The sequence below is a fragment of the Halomonas sp. BN3-1 genome, assembly GCF_003056325.1.
GTDB classification, from domain to species: domain Bacteria; phylum Pseudomonadota; class Gammaproteobacteria; order Pseudomonadales; family Halomonadaceae; genus Halomonas; species Halomonas litopenaei.
Genome location: NZ_PYVV01000003.1, coordinates 352,184 through 368,993, shown reverse-complemented (window position 1 = coordinate 368,993; position 16,810 = coordinate 352,184). Strand labels below are relative to the sequence as shown.

Here is a 16,810-nt window from a genome sequence, read left to right as displayed (position 1 = left end):
CCATGGCAACGGCGGTGTCCGTAGGCTGACGTTTTGGCGAATATCAGCTTACTCGGATTTACCGCCGTTTCTCTATCCTGCCTGTCCTCACGCGCCTTGCCCGTTTCACGCTAATCTGCGATGAACCCTTTTTTGTGCCTGCTGCTCGCCCTTCGTACCCCACCGCTGTCCTTCCGCGCCGGCCTCCCGGTCTTTCCTGTGCCTGCCGCTCTTCCTGCTCGCGCCAGCCCCCGCAAAGAATCCTCTTTGATGACTTCACAACGCCTCTTGAAGATTGTATAAAATATAAAACCTGATCAACGACGCCCAGATGATCGTCGATCACCACAACCGACAACAAACCGGGGTACTCCATGCAACGCGTACACGTCATCGATTCCCACAGCGCCGGCGAGCCCACGCGCCTGGTCATGGACGGCTTTCCGACGCTTGCCGGCGCCACCATGGCCGAGAAACGCGACTGTCTGCGCGACCGACACGACCACTGGCGCCGCGCGGTGATGCTGGAGCCCCGCGGCCACGACGTGCTGGTCGGCGCACTCTACTGTGAGCCGGTATCTCCGGACGCAACCTGCGGGGTGATCTTCTTCAACAACGCCGGCTACCTGGGCATGTGCGGCCACGGCACCATCGGCCTGGTCGCCTCGCTGCATCACCTGGGCCACCTCAGCCCCGGCGACCACCGCATCGACACGCCGGTGGGCCAGGTCGAGGCGACCTTGCATGCCGACGGTGCCGTGACCGTACGCAACGTCCCCTCCTACCGCTACCGCCGGCAGGTCGCGGTGGAAGTGCCCGGCCACGGCATGGTCCATGGCGACATTGCCTGGGGCGGCAACTGGTTCTTTCTGGTCAGCGACCATGGCCAGCGCATCGCCCTGGACAATGTGGAGACCTTGACCGGCTATACCTGGGCCATTCGTCAGGCGCTTGCAAGCCAGGGCTTCACCGGCGATGACGGTGGCGAAATCGACCATATCGAGCTGTTCGCCGATGACGACGAGGCCGACAGCCGCAACTTCGTGCTGTGCCCCGGCAAGGCCTACGACAGATCCCCCTGCGGTACCGGCACCAGCGCCAAGCTGGCGTGCCTGGCCGCCGACGGCAAGCTCGCTCCCGGCGAACGCTGGCGCCAGGCCAGCGTCTGCGGCGGCCTGTTCGAGGCGAGCTATGAATGGCAGGGCGATCAGATCCGCCCCAGCATCACCGGACGCGCCTTCATGAGCGCCGACAGCACCCTGCTGATCGACGAGCAAGACCCCTTCGCCTGGGGCATCGGCAGCTGAAGCCCCAGCGGCTGGCACCCCAGTACCCGACGACGGCCATTGACGTTTTTACCCACCGGCGGCTGCCCAAGAAGGGCGGCGCCTCCCTGACCCCGTGACATCGTCCCACTCAAGGACCCGACATGAACGACAATATCTTTACCGGCTGTATCCCCGCCCTGATGACCCCTTGCACCAAGGACCGCCAGCCCGACTTCGACGCCCTGGTCGCCAAGGGCCGTGAACTGATCGAGGCCGGCATGAGCGGCGTGGTCTACTGTGGCTCCATGGGCGACTGGCCGCTGCTGACCGAGGCCCAGCGCCAGGAAGGCGTCGCCCGCCTGGTGGAAGCCGGCATCCCCACCATCGTCGGCACCGGCGCGGTCAATTCCCGCGAAGCGGTATCCCACGCTGCCCACGCCGCCAAGGTCGGCGCCCATGGCCTCATGGTGATTCCCCGGGTGCTGTCTCGCGGCACCTCGGTGACCGCCCAGAAGGCACACTTCGCCGCGATCCTGGACGCCGCGCCGGACCTCCCCGCGGTCATCTACAACAGCCCCTACTATGGCTTTGCCACCCGCGCCGACCTGTTCTTCGAATTGCGTCGCCAGCATCCCAACCTGATCGGCTTCAAGGAATTCGGTGGCGCCGATGACCTGCGCTACGCCGCCGAGCACATCACCTCCCAGGATGATCAGGTCACCCTGATGGTCGGCGTCGACACCACCGTCTTCCATGGCTTCGTCAACTGCGGCGCCACCGGCGCCATCACCGGCATCGGTAACGCCCTGCCCCACGAGGTGCTGACGCTGGTGGCCCTCAGCAAGAAGGCTGCCAAGGGCGATGTCGAGGCCCGCCGCCGGGCCCAGGAACTCGAGCAGGCCCTGGGGGTGCTGTCCTCCTTCGATGAAGGTGCCGACCTGGTGCTCTACTACAAGCACCTGATGGTGCTCAACGGTGACGAAGAGTATCGCCTGCACTTCAACGAGAGCGACGCCCTCAGTGATGCCCAGCGTCGCTACGTCGAGACCCAGTACGACCTCTTCCGCACCTGGTACGCCGGCTGGTCAGCCTCGCTCGACCTGTCCTGAAGCCCGACATGTCCTGAAACCACCGGGGAGGCTCGCTCGACGCCGGGCCTCCTGTTGTGTTTGGCATGGGCGACAGGGGCGTTGGCACAACACCCCTTTCGCCCATGCTGCTTCCCGCACGTCCCCCTCGACAGGAGAGTCAAATGACACTGGAAGGCAAGATGCTGATCGGACAGGACGCCGTGACTGGCAGCCAGGCGCCGATCCACGCCATCGACCCCGCCACCGGCAAGCGCCTGGAGCCGGCCTACCCGGGCGGCAGCCAGGCCGAGGTGGAGCGCGCCTGCGCCCTGGCAGAGGCCGCCTTCGATGACTACCGCGAAACCACGCTCGAGACACGCGCTCGTTTTCTCGAGACCATCGCATCGGAAATCGAGGCACTCGGCGATGCGCTGATCGAGCGCGCTATGCAGGAAACCGGCCTGCCCCAGGCCCGCCTTGCCGGAGAGCGCGGACGCACCTGCGGACAACTCAGACTGTTTGCCGACACCGTACGCGCGGGCGAATGGCTCGACGTTCGCATCGACCCTGCCCAGCCACAACGCCAACCCATGCCCCGTGCCGACCTGCGTCAGCGTCAGATCGCCCTGGGGCCTGTCGCGGTGTTCGGTGCCAGCAACTTTCCGCTGGCCTTCTCGGTGGCCGGCGGCGACACCGCTTCGGCCCTGGCCGCTGGCTGCCCGGTGGTGGTCAAGGCTCACTCGGCCCACCCCGGCACGTCGGAGCTGGTCGGCCGCGCAGTACAACAGGCGGTGGCCCGGTGCGAGCTGCCCGAAGGCGTGTTTTCGCTGATCTTCGGCTCCGGCCGCGTGGTAGGCCAGGCGCTGGTCGAGGACCGCCGCATCAAGGCAGCCGGCTTCACCGGCTCTCGCTCTGGCGGCATGGCCCTGTGGCAAAGCGCTCAGCGACGACCGGACCCCATCCCCTTCTACGCAGAGATGAGCTCGATCAACCCGGTGTTCCTGCTGCCCGAGGCGCTCAAGGCCCGCGGCAAGGACCTCGGCGAGGCCTTTGTCGGCTCACTGACCATGGGCGCCGGACAGTTCTGCACCAACCCGGGGCTGGTGATCGCGGTCAAGGGCGAGGCCCTGGACGCCTTCATCGAGTCGGCCGCCGACGCCGTCAAGGCCGCGGGCGCCCAGACCATGCTGACCCCGGGTATCCATGACGCCTACGCCCAAGGCGTAGAGACCCTTGGCGACAGCGACAAGGTCCGAGAAATCGCACGTGGGCCGCAAGGCGAAGGTGTCAATCAGTGTCAGGCGGGTCTGTTCGTGGCCACGGCCAGTGACTTTCTCGGCGACGAAGCACTACAGGCCGAGGTATTCGGTTCGACGTCCCTGGTGCTGGAGTGTGCCGACATAAGTGAGGTCAAGGCGCTGGCCGAAGGTCTCGAGGGCCAGCTGACCGCCACCCTGCAGATGGATGACGGCGATACCGAGACGGCCCGTGGCCTGCTTTCGATCCTCGAACGCCGGGCCGGACGTATCCTGGTCAACGGCTGGCCAACCGGGGTCGAGGTATGCCACGCCATGGTGCATGGTGGCCCCTTCCCCGCCACCTCCGACGCCCGTACCACCTCGGTGGGCAGCGCCGCGATCCAGCGCTTCCTGCGCCCGGTGTGCTATCAGAATCTGCCCGAAGCGCTGTTGCCCCAGGCACTGCGCGACGACAACCCCTGGGCCCTTGGCCGCCTGGTCGACGGCAAGCGCGAGGCCTGAATCAGGTCCCTTGCCCAGGCGGCGGCCCCTGGGGCCGCCGCCTGCCCATGGACATTCATCGCGGTTTGTATACAGTGTGCAATAACATCCGATGGGCAGAGAGAGGCTATGGCGACTTTCAAGACACGCGCACAGTTCGTCGCGGATGACCTGCGCAGGCGTATCCTGGGCGGAGAGTTCCAGGGGGGTACCCAGCTGCGCCAGGATGCCCTGGCAAAGGACTATGACGTCAGCCGTATTCCCGTGCGCGAAGCCCTGCTGACCCTGGAGTCCGAAGGGCTGGTCGAGTTCCATGCCCACCGCGGTGCCTTTACCACCGAACTGTCGGTCGCCAAGATTCGCGAACTGTTCGACCTGCGAGTATTGCTCGAGACCTACGTCCTGCGCCATGCCATCAGCGAGTTGACGGAAGACGACCTGCTCAAGGCAGAGCGCATCCTCGAGAAGTACGACGATGCCCTGAACAGCGGCGGCGAGATCGACAACTGGAGCGAGTACAATTTCGCCTTCCACCAGGCCCTCTATGCACCGGCCAGGTTGCCCGAAACCCTGGCGTTGATCAGTCAGCTCAACACCAAGTCGGATCGCTACATCCGCATGCAACTGCTCTACACCCAGGAGATCGAAAAGGCCGAGCGCGAACACCATGGGCTGCTCGACTTCGCCCGCCAGGGCAAGGCCGACGAGGCCTGCGAATTGCTCCAGCGCCATATTCAGGAAGCCTGTGAAGGCATCGTGACCCTGCTCGAAGAACGCGCCCAGCGCGGCGACGCCGACTGAAGCGCCATCCCTCCCCTTGTGCTTACCCTGTCGGCGCCTTGCGGGCGCCGACTCGCTAGAACCCTGGCGTCAACGCCATAGCCCCCTGAACGTCCGCGGGTGAGCTGCCCGCTTTCGCTGTCGTCGCCCTTGGCCTGCCAGGGGCGTTATCGCCCCCGTCGGCGCCAGCCGCCTGTCATCAACGATTCCTCCTGCGCTGGCTTGTTCAAGGCCCTGCCCTGAAAGCACCGTCCTGACGCTCCATCCCCTTGGCACGTTTTCTGCGCTCCGAACACGGCGCATTCCTTTGCGCTCCGACCCCAGCACGGCTTTCTCTGCGCCCCGAACCCGGCGCATTCCTTTGCGCTCCGAACCCAGCACGACTTTCTCGGCGCCCCGAACACGGCGCATTCCTTTGCGCTCCGGCCTCAGCACGTCGTTCATGCGCTCCTCCTCGGTGCGTCGCCCATGCAGACCGTCCCAGCGGATAACGCCAACGTTGAATATCGCCGCTATTGATCCGAAAGGGCACCTATCTTATATTTTATACAATCGACAAAGACAAACGCTGCAGAGGAAAACCATGGGTTCACCCGGCTCGCGACAAGACCGCCAACCCGGCGACACGCGCATTACCGTGATCGGTGCTGGCGTCATCGGCCTCGCCTGCGCACTCGAGCTGCGCCGCCAGGGCTTTTCGGTGCAGGTACTGGATCGTCAGGCCCCCGGCATGGGGGCGTCGTACGGCAACGCCGGGCACATGGCCACCGAACAGGTCTTTCCCATCGCCGACGCCTCGATCCTGACGCAGCTTCCCGCCATGCTGCGTGACCCAATGGGGCCACTGCGACTGGACTGGCGCTACCTGCCCCGCGCCCTGCCCTGGTTCACTCGTCTGTTGCTGAACCTGCGCTCAGCCCCCTACGCCAGCAGCGTGGCCGGGATTCGCGCCCTCAACGAGGTCAGCCTGGACGCCTGGCGCAAGCTGCTCGATTCGATCGATGGCCGCCATCTGATGAAGGAGGACGGCTCGCTGCTGGTCTATGAGCAGGACCTGTCAAAGCCTCGGATCGACCACCTGGCTGGTGCCATGTCGGCCCAGGGGGTAGCCCTCGAATCCTGGTCGGGTGACGCCATACGCGAGCTCGCACCGTCCCTCTCGGCCAAGCTCCGTGGTGGCCTATTCTTCCCCGCCACCGCTCATGTGGTCGACCCCGCCGCCATCACCGCTGCCCTGGTCGACGCCGCCCGCCAGGAAGGCGTTACCTTCGCCACGGCGGAGGTACGCACTGCCCGTGTCCATGGCCAGGGCGTCACCCTCCAGACCGATTCGGGGGCGCTGGACTGTGAACGGGTACTGCTGGCCTGCGGCGCCCACTCGGCCCCCCTGGCCGCAGACCTCAGTGGTCGCCGTGTGCCACTGGATACCGAGCGTGGCTATCACCTGATGCTGCCGGCAGAGCGACACCAATTGCCGGTGGCGGTCACCTCGCTGGAGCGCCGCTTCATCATGACGCCGATGAGTGATGGCCTGCGCCTGGCCGGCACTGTCGAATTCGCCGGCCTCAAGCGCCCCCCCAACATGGCCCGCGCCTGGCAGCTCCACCGCCTGAGCCAGGGTCTGTTCGAGCACGACCTGGACGCCACCGATGCCAAGCCCTGGATGGGCTTTCGCCCTTCCCTTCCCGATTCGCTGCCGATCATCGACAGCGCCCGGGACGGCCGCGTGCTGCTGGCCTTCGGCCACCACCATCTGGGACTGACCCAGGCCGCTGTGACGGCACAGCTTGTCGCCCGCCTGGCGACGGGGCGGACGGGCCCAGCGACCGGATCCGGCCCAGTGTCACTCCCGCCACCATCGCCACTCCCGCCACTGTCGCCCTATCGGCTCGAGCGCTTCTGAGCATGACCGCTCGGCCCCTGCACCGCAGAACCCACAACAACACCAAAGGAGATCCCATGACGTCGTCTTCCACCCCCATCCGCCTACCCGGCATGGCCGAGGTTCTGGCCGTCATGATCGGCTTCATCGCCATCATGTTCTTGAGCATCAATGTCCTTGGTCTGCCCATCCAGCTTGCCCTGTTCGCCTCCTGGTTTCTGGTCATGGCGCTGGGCGTCAGGCTCAAGATCCGCTACGCCAGCATGCAGGAAGGACTGATCAACGGCATTCACAACGGCATGGAAGCCGTGCTGGTGCTGACCACCGTCGGCGCCTTGATCGGCACCTGGATCGCCGGTGGCATCGTGCCGAGCATCATCTACTACGGTCTGACGGTGATGGACCCGCAGATATTCCTGTTCGCCGCCTTCATCATCTGTGCCCTCACCTCGCTGGCCACCGGTACCTCCTTCGGTACCGCAGGCACCGCCGGTGTCGCCATGATGGGCATCGGCCACAGCTTCGGCATCCCGCTGCCGCTGGTCGCCGGCGCGGTGATCTCCGGTGCCTACGTCGGCGACAAGATGTCGCCGCTGTCCGATACCACCGTGATGACCGCCTCGCTGTGCAAGGTCAACCTGATCGACCATATCCGCTCGATGATGCTGGTCAGTGCACCGGCAATCCTGATCGCCGGCGTGCTGTTTCTGGTGGTCGGCTTCTTCTTTATCGACGGCAACGTCGACACCTCCCGTGCCACCGTCGCCATGCAGGCGCTGGAGACCCACTTCACCATCAGTCCCTGGCTGTTGCTGCCGGCGGTGATCGTGATCGGCCTGCTGACGCGCCGATTCCCCGCCATCCCGGTAATCACCTTCGGCGCCGTGCTGGGCAGCATCTGCGCCTGGTGGGCCCAGGACGTGTCTCCGGTCGATGCCATTCGCATCGCCTATGACGGCAACGCCATGGCCTCGGATGTGGAATTCCTCAATACACTGCTCAATCGCGGCGGCATCCAGTCGATGCTCGGCGTGGTGGCACTGATCCTTTTCGCCCTGGGCCTCGGTGGCCTGATGGACCGGGTCGGCATCCTCAAGGCGATCAGCAACGGCTTCCTGCGCTGGGCCAACAACCCGGGCCGGCTGACCCTGTCGACCATGCTCGGTGGCTTCTTCGGCAACTTCTTCGGGGGCGCCGCCTACGTCTCGCTGATCACCGCCAGCACCATCACCGAGAAGAACTACGATGATCAGGGCATCGATCGTCGGGTACTGTCGCGCAACGCCGAAGCCGGTGGCACCGTGACCACCCCGATGGTGCCCTGGACCGATGGCGGCGTCTTCATGGCCACCACCCTCGGCGTATCCACCATGGCCTACCTGCCCTTCCTCTGGTATCACATGCTGGTCATCGCCATCTCGCTGTTCTACGGCTACGCCAATATCGCCATCTGGCGCACGACGTCGTCCACCGAGAAAGCGACCACCTCCAGCGGCGAATTTCAGACCACCTGAGCCGTCACCAACAGCAGGCAACCAAAAGCCCCCGCTCGCCTTCACGGTGAGCGGGGGCTTTATCTTGTGCAATGGGGCCAAACAACCAAGGCCTAGCCCAGGCAGTGCTCCAGCACCTCTTCCATGGCCTCGACCAGGCGACGGCATCGGCCATCGTCCATGGCGTGGGCATGCGGTGACGAGAAGCCCTTGCCATCGTTGTCGTAGTACTGGCCGCCGGCGTTGCCGAACTCCTCGGACAATGCTGCCCGGACCAGGATGTCGACGCCGATGGACAGGTCGTTGCCGGCCACGCCAAAGCCTTCCTTGACCATCTTGCTGGCCAGCAAGGAGCCGGGATTGACCGCCACCACCATGGGATCAGCGGCACTGGACCTGGCGGCCAGGTCGCGGGTCCACATGATCAGCGCCAGCTTGCTCTGGGCGTAGGCGTCGAAGTCACCGTCGGCGTCGGCGGTGCCGGCAAGCGCCGCCAGCGACACCGGCGCCTGGGCGGCAGAAGCCAGATTGACCACCCGCCCCTTGTCTCCGAGCAAAGCCGCCAGGCGACGGGCCAGCACATAGGGCGCCAGGGTATTGACGGCAAATCGCACATCGAGGCCGTCTGCGGTGCGGGTGTCCGGGGTGCGGTAGACCCCGGCGTTGTTGATCAGCACATCGATGCGCTCATCGCTCTGCTCGACCTCCGCCGCCAGCGCCGCCGCTTCGGCCAGGCGCGACAGGTCGGCGACATGCCCAGCGGGCACCTCGCCTTGCGAGATCGCTGCCAGCTGCTCACGGGCCGCCGCGAGCTTGTCGGGGTTGCGTCCGTGCAGGATGACGCGATGGCCCTGGCGCGCCAGCTCGCTGGCGGTAGCAAGGCCAATCCCATCGGTGGACCCGGTGATCAATATCGTCTTCATGGCAATCTCCTGGCGGCGCCGGTCACCGGATAACGGTGCGGCGACATGTTTTCCCCCATGCTAGTGCAGCCCTGTGCCGACGATAAGCCGGCAAGCGGCGCAATCAGTTTTCGGTTTTCTTGCAAAGCCATCGCCTGCACCACGCCGGCAGCCTCGCCTATCCCGACCCTGGCGTATGGCCTGCGCCTTGCGCCCGACATAAAAAAAGCGCTACCGAAGGAGGACGGTAGCGCCAATGGGCGATGCAAAGAGATGAGGCTCAGGCTTTAGACAAGCCTTAGGCGCTGTCCGAAAAGTCGACGAGCGAAGGTTAGACAAGGCAAAAATCGGTGAGAAAGCGCAGTTTACGGGGTGTAAATGAGCATTTTGACCGGGCTGGCGCACCAGCCGATTTTTAACGCCGTATTACCGAGCGCAGGCACTTTTCAGACAAGCCCTAGAACAGCAGATGGGTCGCCAGCGCCACCATGGGCATGGCCACCAGGGTACGCAGCAGGAACACCACGACCAGGTCACGCACCGTCAGCGGGATGTCCGACTCCAGCATGGCGTTGGCACTCTCGGTGAAGAAGATGATCTGCACCGACGACAGGGTGCACACGAAGAACACCGCCATGGGGTCGACGTCGGCGCCGGAGATGATGATCGCCGGCAACGCGATCTCGGCGATCGACACCAGCACGGTGGGGGCAATGGCGCTGGCATCCGGCAGCTGAAGCGCAGAGATCAACGGCTCCACCAGCACGCCCAGGTAGTCAAATACCGGAGTGTAGGTCGCCAGCAGCAGCGCCAGGGTGGCGATGGCCAGGATGTAGGCGACGATCTTCTGGGCAAAGGTGATGGCCTCCCAGAAGCCCTTGTAGAACACATCGAGACGGGTCTGGGAGGCGCGCTCGGCGGCGGCGCCACAGGCCCGGGCCAGGATGTGTCCATCATTGGAGACTTCGAGATCCTGAGCCGTCTGGGTGTTGCCCTGATGGTAGACGTCGAGCTTGCGCGACAACGGAGGAATCCTGACCATCAGCGCCGCCAGGGTGAAGTTGATGATGAAGGAGACGATGATCATGTGCGGCAGGTAGGCCATGATGCCGCCGATGGACGCCAGCAGGGCGAAGAAGCCCAGGCTGCAGATACTGAAGTTGGTGGCAATGCTGGCCGACTCCCGCTGGGTATAGTGGCCTTCCAGATAGAGCTTGTTGGTGATGAAGATGCCCACCGCCGGGGCGGCGACAAAGGAGGCAACCGCGTCCACTGCAGACTTGCCCGGCAGACGATAGAGCGGACGCATCAAGGGCTCCATCAGGGTGCCGACAAATTCCAGGAAGCCGAACTCGGTCAGAAACAGCACAAACAGGCCGGCGATGGCCACGGTCAGAAAGACGCTGCCCCCCAGATACAGCGCCAGCCCACCGACATCCTTGTGCAGCAGCCAGTCGGGCCCGATCTGGAACACCAGCATGAAGGTAAACACCGCCGCCAGCAGGAAGGTCAGCCCGGTCATCGTGCCATCCTTCTCATGGTAGGCGGCGACGGCTCGGCGCCATGGAGAAGACGCCCCGGAGGAAGCCACCAGGCGTGACAGCAGCCAGGTCACACACAACAGGGCGACCAGACCAAGCGTCAGATACTCGAGGGCCCCGCCGAGCGAAGACTTCAGATAGTCGATGATGATCACCAGCGGGATCTTCAGCGAGCCATCTGCCGTCGGGAAGGGGAAAAAGAAGATGCAAAGACCAATCAGGCTGCCGACCAGCGAGGTCAAGCCTGCGCTGCGTGGAGGGGCTGCCACCTTGGGATTGTTCATGTTGTGTCTCCAGCGGGGCTTGGGATGAGCACCGCCCGCGGGGGCGGATGCTCGGTGGTGCCGGCGCCGTCATCGGCGCCAGCGGAACGGGTGATGGGCAGGAGAAGAACGGGTGCCGTAATACCCGAATCAGCGCTCGGCCAGTGCCTGGTCCAACTCGGGCAGTGCCTGGAACAGGTCCGCGACAAGACCGTAGTCGGCGACCTGAAAGATCGGCGCCTCCTCATCCTTGTTGATGGCGACGATGACCTTCGAGTCCTTCATCCCTGCCAGGTGCTGGATGGCGCCGCTGATACCCACCGCGATATACAGCTCCGGCGCGACCACCTTGCCGGTCTGCCCCACCTGCAGGTCGTTGGCCACGAAGCCGGCGTCCACCGCCGCCCGCGACGCCCCGATGGCGCCGCCAAGGGTATCGGCGATACCTTCGAGCAGGGCAAAGTTGTCACCGCTGCCCATGCCGCGACCGCCGGAGATGACCACCCTGGCAGCGCCCAGCTCCGGGCGCTCGCTCACCGCCCGGGTCTCGCCGACAAAGTGCGAGTGCTGATTGGCGATGGCGATGTCGACGGACTCGATGGGTGCTGCGCTTGAGGCCTCGGCCACCGCCTCGAAGGCGGTGACCCGCACGGTGATGACCTTGATGGGATCCAGACTCTGTACCGTGGCGATGGCGTTGCCGGCGTAGATAGGCCACTTGAAGGTATCGGCGGACTCGACCGCGATGACCTCGGAGAGCTGGGCGACATCCGCAAGCGCCGCTACCCGCGGCAGCACGTTCTTGCCACTGGTCGATGCCGCCGCCAGCACGTGGGTGTAGTCCCCGACCAGTGCCGCCACCAGATCTCCCATGGGCTCGGCCAGTTGATGAGCAAGGCTCGCCTGATCGGCCAGCCGTACCCGGCTGACGCCCTCAAGCCTTGCCGCCGCCTCGGCGATGCCCGCGACTCCCTCACCGGCTACCAGCACATCGATATCGACGCCACTTGGGTCCGCTGCGGTCTGTGCGATCTGCCGGGCGGCGGCCACCACCCGCGCGGTGGCCTCGCCGAGCAGTCCTTGATGATGTTCCCCCACGACCAGAATCTTCATGCGATCACCTTGGCGTCGTTCTTGAGCTTGTCCACGAGTTCGGCCACCGAGGCCACCTTGATGCCGCCCTGCCGCTCGGGCGGCGGCTCGACCGCCTTGAGCCTGAGCCGAGGGCTGACGTCGACGCCCAAGGCGTCGGGCGTGGTCACCGCCAGGGGCTTCTTCTTGGCCTTCATGATGTCCGGCAGCTTGGCGTAGCGAGGCTCGTTGAGGCGCAGGTCGGTGGTGATAACCGCCGGCAGCGCCAGCGACAGGGTCTCGAGGCCGCCGTCGATCTCGCGGGTGACCTTGATCTGGCCCTGCTCTACCTCCAGGGCGGAAGCGAAGGTGCCCTGGGGCATGCCGCCGAGGGCGGCCAGCATCTGGCCTGTCTGATTGTTGTCACTGTCGATGGCCTGCTTGCCGAGCAGTACCAGCTCCGGCTGCTCCTGCTCGACGACCGCCTTGAGCAGGTGCGCCACCGCCAGCGATTCCAGCGCGACCTCGGTGTCGATGTGCAGGGCACGGTCGGCGCCGAGGGCCAGCGCCGTGCGCAACTGCTCCTGCACCGCCTTCGGCCCGGCACTGACCACCAGCACCTCACTGGCCACGCCGGCCTCCTTGAGGCGAACCGCTTGCTCCACGGCGATTTCACAGAACGGGTTGAGGGCCATCTTGACGTTGGTGAGGTCCACGCCGGAGTGGTCCGGCTTGACCCGGATCTTGACGTTGTGATCGATGACGCGCTTGACCGCGACAAGGATTTTCATGGGCTATCTCCCTTGCTGGGCGGTCAGGCGGTGATGGCACGGCCGATGATGATCTTCTGGATCTCCGAGGTGCCCTCGAAGATTCGGGTGATGCGGGCATCACGGTAGTAGCGCTCGATCGGCAGGTCGGAGATGTAGCCGTAGCCACCGTGGACCTGCACTGCGGCGTCGGTGACCTTGGCTGCCGCCTCGGAGGCCACCAGCTTGGCCACCGCCGACTCCAGGCTGAAACGCTGACCGGAGTCCCGTGCGTCCGCCGCCTTGTAGGTCACCAGCTTGGCGGCCTCGAGCTGGGCGTGCATCTCGGCCAGCATCCACTGGATGCCCTGGTGCCGGCACAGCGGCTTGCCACCGACGATGCGTTCCTTCGACCAGGCCAGCGACGCATCCCGAGCGGCCCGCGAGATACCGACGCTCATCGCCGCCACCTCGACCCGGCCGCGATCCAGCACCTCCATGGCGGTGGCGAATCCGGCCCCCTCCTCGCCCATCAAGGCATCCAATGGCAGCACGCAGTCGAAGCCGATCTCGTAGATGTGGCTACCGCGCAGGCCCAGGGTCTTCTCGGGACTCGAGAACTCGATGCCGGCGGTGTGGCGATCGACCAGAAAAGCCGAGATGCCGCGATGGCCCTGATCGGGGTCGGTCTTGGCGTAGACCACCAGGAAGTCGGCGAAGGCGCCATTGGTGATGTAGTGTTTGGTGCCGGTCAGGTGCCAGCCGTCGCTGGTGCGTACCGCCCGGGTGCGCATCTCGGCGGGATTGGAGCCGGCCCCGGGTTCGGTCAGGGCGAAGGCGCCCAGCTTCTCGCCGCTGGCGCACTGGGGAAGCAGCGCCTGCTTCTGATCCTCGGTGGCGCCGATCAGCACCGAGTCGGTGGCCAGAAAGTGAGCGGTCAGCGATGAACAGGTGGCCCCGCAGTGGTAGGCGATCTCTTCCACCGCCAGCGACATGGCGATGCTCGAGATTTCCACACCGCCATACTGCTCGGGCAGGTTCATGCCCCAGAAGCCCAGCTCGCCCAGGGCGTCGAGGCTCTCGCGGCAGAACTCCCGCGTTTCGTCGTAGCGCGCCGCATTGGCCTTGAGCACCTCAGCGCAGACGCGGTGAGCGGCGTCCTGGAAGGCGATGTCATCTTCATTGAAGGTAAAGTTCATGCGTCGATCTCCTTGTCGAGGTGCTGTGATTCGAGACAGGCGTTGTGTTGGCCAAGCGTCGGCGCGGGGCGATCGCAGACGACCCGTCGGCCATTGAAGAACACCGGTTGAGCCGGCGAGCGCCAGTGCCCCATATCGAGCAGCAACTGGCGGTCTTCGGCATGCCGGGATTCGGCAAGCTGGGCGATGTTCCAGATCGGAGACGCCGGCACTCCTGCCTGATCGAGACGCGCGCAGACCTCCTCCACGGTGAACTGGCCGGTCCAGTCTTCGATCAGCGCCTTGAGTTCGGCCTGATGGAGACAGCGCTGCTCGTCGTCGACGAAGCGCGCATCCTCGGCGAGCTCTGGCACCTGCATGCACTCGGCCAGGCGAGAAAACAGCGTGTTGTTGATCACCGCGATGATGACCTGGCCATCGTTGGCCTCGAAGCTGTCGAAGGGCGCCGACAGCGGATGGCGGTTGCCGATAGGAGAAGGCGCCTGGCCGCTGGCGACGAACTGCGCCAGGTTGGTGACCTGCATCGAGAACAGACAATCGAGCATGGACACATCCAGATGGCAGCCCTGACGCTCGGGGTCACGTTCACGGGCGAACAACGCCGCTGCGATCGACCAGCTGGCGAACATTCCGGCGCACACATCGCCCAGCGACTCGCCGATGCGGGTCGGCATGCCGCCATCGGGACCGGTGGCCGCCATCATGCCCGACAGCGCCTGGGCGATGATGTCGTAGGCCGGCTTGGCGCGCATGGCACCGCTCTGACCGAAGCCGGAGATCGAGCAGTAGATGAGACGGGGGTAGCGCGCACGCAGCGTCGCCTCGTCGATTCCCAGGCGCTCGGTCACCCCGGGCCGGAAGTTCTCCACCACCACGTCGGCGCGCTCGCAAAGCCGATGAAAGCGCTCGAGGTCCTGGGGGTCCTTGAGATTCAGACACAGGCTCTTCTTGCCACGATTGAGCATCGAGAAGTACAGGCTTTCGCCCTCGACGTAAGGCGCAATATGACGGCTGTCATCGCCCTGTCCCGACTCGACCTTGACCACTTCGGCGCCCAGGTCAGCCAGCATGGCGGTGCAGTAGGGCCCGGCGAGCACCCGGGACAGGTCGAGGACGGTGATCCCCTTGAGTGGTTGCATAGCGTCTTGCCTCCGGTCTTGTTGTTGGCAGTGACATCGAGCGCTGACGGCCGCTCAATATGTATATACATATCTATCGCTAAAGTGGCCAGCTTTCCACCCGGATATTCTTGCCAAAAATACAAGGCCGACATTTATTGATTGTTTTTTCAAAAAGTTATATCAAAAGAGACTTGAGAATTATCGACCAAGGTCTAATGATAAATGGTGACATCAGGCACTTGCAGCACAAATTGGTATATACATCTCGAGGCGCTATCGGCCCACCCCGGCGTCGAAGGCTCTAGCCGTAGAACATCCGGAAGCCTCGCATCGAGGGCAACGTCAGGGAGGTCTGGAGTGAGGGGCATCAAACGTTCGTCAGCGCTGCCGGAAGAGATCGAAGGAACAGCCAGGAGGGAAAGACAGGAGGGAAAGACAGGAGGGACAGCCAGGAGGGAAAGACAGGAGGGACAGCCAGGAGGAACAGTCAGGAGGAACAGCCAGGAGAGAGACAGGAGGAACAGCCAGGAGGGACAGGTGGCAGGAGAGCCTGGAAGAACAGATGGGCGAGAAGAACAACGGTGGAAAGCTCGGGCACTGCATGGCACGGCGCCTCAGCTAGGGCTTGTCTGAAAAGTGCCTGCGCTCGGTAATACGGCGTTAAAAATCGGCTGGTGCGCCAGCCCGGTCAAAATGCTCATTTACACCCCGTAAACTGCGCTTTCTCACCGATTTTTGCCTTGTCTAACCTTCGCTCGTCGACTTTTCGGACAGCGCCTAGAACCATAGCCACAACAAAGGCGTGTCGAAGGAAGCCGCCAGCAAAAGAGCGACAAAACGCGAAGGGGGACGTCAGGTATTGCGGGAGGCGTTCAGCTTGTAGCGCTTGCCGGGATGCAGAAGCTGGGTGTAGCTGATCAACAGCTCCCCGGACCAGGTGCGACGAACCACCAGCAGGCAGGCGTCGCTGGGAGACATCTCCAGCAGCGCCGCTTCCTCGTCACTTGGCAGCATCGCCTCGACGCTGTTCTCGACGTCGGTGACCGGATAACGCGCCACCAGGATGGCGTTGGGCGTCTGGCGCTCGAAGTCCTGCTGCAGGTAGTCCGGCGCCAGCTTCGGGTTGACGTGGCGTCGCTCGAGCTGGATCGCCACGCCATTTTCCCGATGCACGATCTCGGAGTAGAACACCCGGGTCCCGGTCCTCACCCCCAGAAAGACGGCGACCTCTTCGGATGCGGCCACCTCTTTCAAGGCGATGATCTGGCTTGAGTGCTCGCCGCCTCGCAGGCGGATCTCGTCGGCGATATTGCGGATGTCGAACAGCGACGATTCGGACTTGCGCTGACTGACGAAGGTACCGGACCCCACCCGGCGCACCAGCAAGCCCTTCTGTACCAGATCGCGTATGGCCTTGTTGGCGGTCATGCGGCTGACCCCAAACTGGGTAGCCAGCGCATTCTCGGCAGGGATTCGATCACCGGCGACGTAGGCCCCGCTCTCGATCTCGGACAGCAGATATTCCTTTATTCTTGCGTAGCTGGGCCGCGAGCTTGCCATGCAACGTCCTGTGGGCAATGGGAAACGCCAAGTGTAGCCATGCTCCCGGCCCCAGGGAAGCCGAGGTGAATATCAAAGCATCGTCGTCAACGGCAGGCACGTCTCGACGCAGGGATTCCGGCTCCCCTCCGAGCACAGCGTTAACACCGTCTCTTGGTCGCCCAGCGGCAGAACTTCACCTCCGTCGCGCCCC

General features: G+C 64.4%; 13 protein-coding genes. 6 read left to right on the top strand and 7 right to left on the bottom strand.

The window, feature by feature from the left end:
* The first annotated feature begins 353 nt into the window (after positions 1–353).
* The 6 genes from C9F12_RS06605 (at position 354) to nhaC (ending at position 8,232) form a co-directional block, all read left to right on the top strand.
* Complete coding sequence (locus C9F12_RS06605) at positions 354–1,286, top strand: 4-hydroxyproline epimerase (protein WP_108448370.1); 933 nt, start codon at positions 354–356, stop codon at positions 1,284–1,286.
* Between the two features lie 122 nt (positions 1,287–1,408).
* Positions 1,409–2,356: a dihydrodipicolinate synthase family protein gene (locus tag C9F12_RS06600; RefSeq protein WP_045992549.1), complete on the top strand. Its 948-nt coding sequence runs from the start codon at positions 1,409–1,411 to the stop codon at positions 2,354–2,356.
* Positions 2,357–2,499: 143 nt separating this feature from the next.
* Positions 2,500–4,077 (top strand): aldehyde dehydrogenase (NADP(+)), encoded by a 1,578-nt coding sequence (locus tag C9F12_RS06595; protein WP_108448369.1) that lies wholly within the window; start codon positions 2,500–2,502, stop codon positions 4,075–4,077.
* Between the two features lie 108 nt (positions 4,078–4,185).
* A complete protein-coding gene (locus C9F12_RS06590) occupies positions 4,186–4,857 on the top strand; it encodes a GntR family transcriptional regulator (protein ID WP_045992547.1) in 672 nt (223 codons plus the stop codon).
* A 562-nt stretch (positions 4,858–5,419) separates the two neighbouring features.
* Entirely contained in the window at positions 5,420–6,739 is a 1,320-nt protein-coding gene (locus C9F12_RS06585; protein WP_108448368.1) for an FAD-dependent oxidoreductase, read from the top strand.
* A 56-nt stretch (positions 6,740–6,795) separates the two neighbouring features.
* Positions 6,796–8,232, top strand: coding sequence for a Na+/H+ antiporter NhaC (nhaC, locus tag C9F12_RS06580; RefSeq protein WP_108448367.1), 1,437 nt, complete (start codon positions 6,796–6,798; stop codon positions 8,230–8,232).
* Positions 8,233–8,324: 92 nt separating this feature from the next.
* Here the strand turns inward: nhaC and C9F12_RS06575 are convergent, their stop codons facing one another.
* The 7 genes from C9F12_RS06575 to hutC form a co-directional block, all read right to left on the bottom strand.
* Positions 8,325–9,134 carry an SDR family NAD(P)-dependent oxidoreductase gene (locus C9F12_RS06575; RefSeq protein WP_108448366.1) on the bottom strand — a complete coding sequence of 270 codons (810 nt, stop codon included), beginning with the start codon at positions 9,132–9,134 and terminating at the stop codon, positions 8,325–8,327.
* A 436-nt stretch (positions 9,135–9,570) separates the two neighbouring features.
* Positions 9,571–10,938, bottom strand: coding sequence for a nucleoside recognition domain-containing protein (locus C9F12_RS06570; protein WP_108448365.1), 1,368 nt, complete (start codon positions 10,936–10,938; stop codon positions 9,571–9,573).
* Between the two features lie 129 nt (positions 10,939–11,067).
* On the bottom strand, positions 11,068–12,030 hold the full coding sequence (locus tag C9F12_RS06565; protein WP_108448364.1) for an FAD-binding protein: 963 nt from the start codon (positions 12,028–12,030) through the stop codon (positions 11,068–11,070).
* On the bottom strand, positions 12,027–12,779 hold the full coding sequence (locus C9F12_RS06560) for an electron transfer flavoprotein subunit beta/FixA family protein (RefSeq protein WP_108448363.1): 753 nt from the start codon (positions 12,777–12,779) through the stop codon (positions 12,027–12,029). Before C9F12_RS06560 ends, C9F12_RS06565 begins: the two co-directional genes overlap by 4 nt.
* A 23-nt stretch (positions 12,780–12,802) precedes the next feature.
* Positions 12,803–13,936 carry an acyl-CoA dehydrogenase family protein gene (locus tag C9F12_RS06555; protein ID WP_108448362.1) on the bottom strand — a complete coding sequence of 378 codons (1,134 nt, stop codon included), beginning with the start codon at positions 13,934–13,936 and terminating at the stop codon, positions 12,803–12,805.
* Positions 13,933–15,075, bottom strand: a complete 1,143-nt coding sequence (locus tag C9F12_RS06550; RefSeq protein WP_108133694.1) for a CoA transferase — start codon at positions 15,073–15,075, stop codon at positions 13,933–13,935. The genes C9F12_RS06555 and C9F12_RS06550 overlap by 4 nt, the downstream gene beginning before the upstream one ends.
* An 834-nt stretch (positions 15,076–15,909) precedes the next feature.
* On the bottom strand, positions 15,910–16,617 hold the full coding sequence (gene hutC, locus C9F12_RS06545; protein WP_108133693.1) for a histidine utilization repressor: 708 nt from the start codon (positions 16,615–16,617) through the stop codon (positions 15,910–15,912).
* Between the last annotated feature and the right edge of the window lie 193 nt (positions 16,618–16,810).

What these genes read in the sequence shown, in the direction of transcription:
- C9F12_RS06550 (WP_108133694.1), bottom strand. Translation starts at nt 15,075, where the DNA reads ATGCAACCACTCAAGGGGATCACCGTCCTCGACCTGTCCCGGGTGCTC.
- C9F12_RS06575 (WP_108448366.1), bottom strand. Translation starts at nt 9,134, where the DNA reads ATGAAGACGATATTGATCACCGGGTCCACCGATGGGATTGGCCTTGCT.
- nhaC (WP_108448367.1), top strand. Translation starts at nt 6,796, where the DNA reads ATGACGTCGTCTTCCACCCCCATCCGCCTACCCGGCATGGCCGAGGTT.
- C9F12_RS06590 (WP_045992547.1), top strand. Translation starts at nt 4,186, where the DNA reads ATGGCGACTTTCAAGACACGCGCACAGTTCGTCGCGGATGACCTGCGC.
- C9F12_RS06560 (WP_108448363.1), bottom strand. Translation starts at nt 12,779, where the DNA reads ATGAAAATCCTTGTCGCGGTCAAGCGCGTCATCGATCACAACGTCAAG.
- C9F12_RS06565 (WP_108448364.1), bottom strand. Translation starts at nt 12,030, where the DNA reads ATGAAGATTCTGGTCGTGGGGGAACATCATCAAGGACTGCTCGGCGAG.
- C9F12_RS06555 (WP_108448362.1), bottom strand. Translation starts at nt 13,936, where the DNA reads ATGAACTTTACCTTCAATGAAGATGACATCGCCTTCCAGGACGCCGCT.
- C9F12_RS06585 (WP_108448368.1), top strand. Translation starts at nt 5,420, where the DNA reads ATGGGTTCACCCGGCTCGCGACAAGACCGCCAACCCGGCGACACGCGC.
- C9F12_RS06595 (WP_108448369.1), top strand. Translation starts at nt 2,500, where the DNA reads ATGACACTGGAAGGCAAGATGCTGATCGGACAGGACGCCGTGACTGGC.
- C9F12_RS06570 (WP_108448365.1), bottom strand. Translation starts at nt 10,938, where the DNA reads ATGAACAATCCCAAGGTGGCAGCCCCTCCACGCAGCGCAGGCTTGACC.
- C9F12_RS06600 (WP_045992549.1), top strand. Translation starts at nt 1,409, where the DNA reads ATGAACGACAATATCTTTACCGGCTGTATCCCCGCCCTGATGACCCCT.
- C9F12_RS06605 (WP_108448370.1), top strand. Translation starts at nt 354, where the DNA reads ATGCAACGCGTACACGTCATCGATTCCCACAGCGCCGGCGAGCCCACG.
- hutC (WP_108133693.1), bottom strand. Translation starts at nt 16,617, where the DNA reads ATGGCAAGCTCGCGGCCCAGCTACGCAAGAATAAAGGAATATCTGCTG.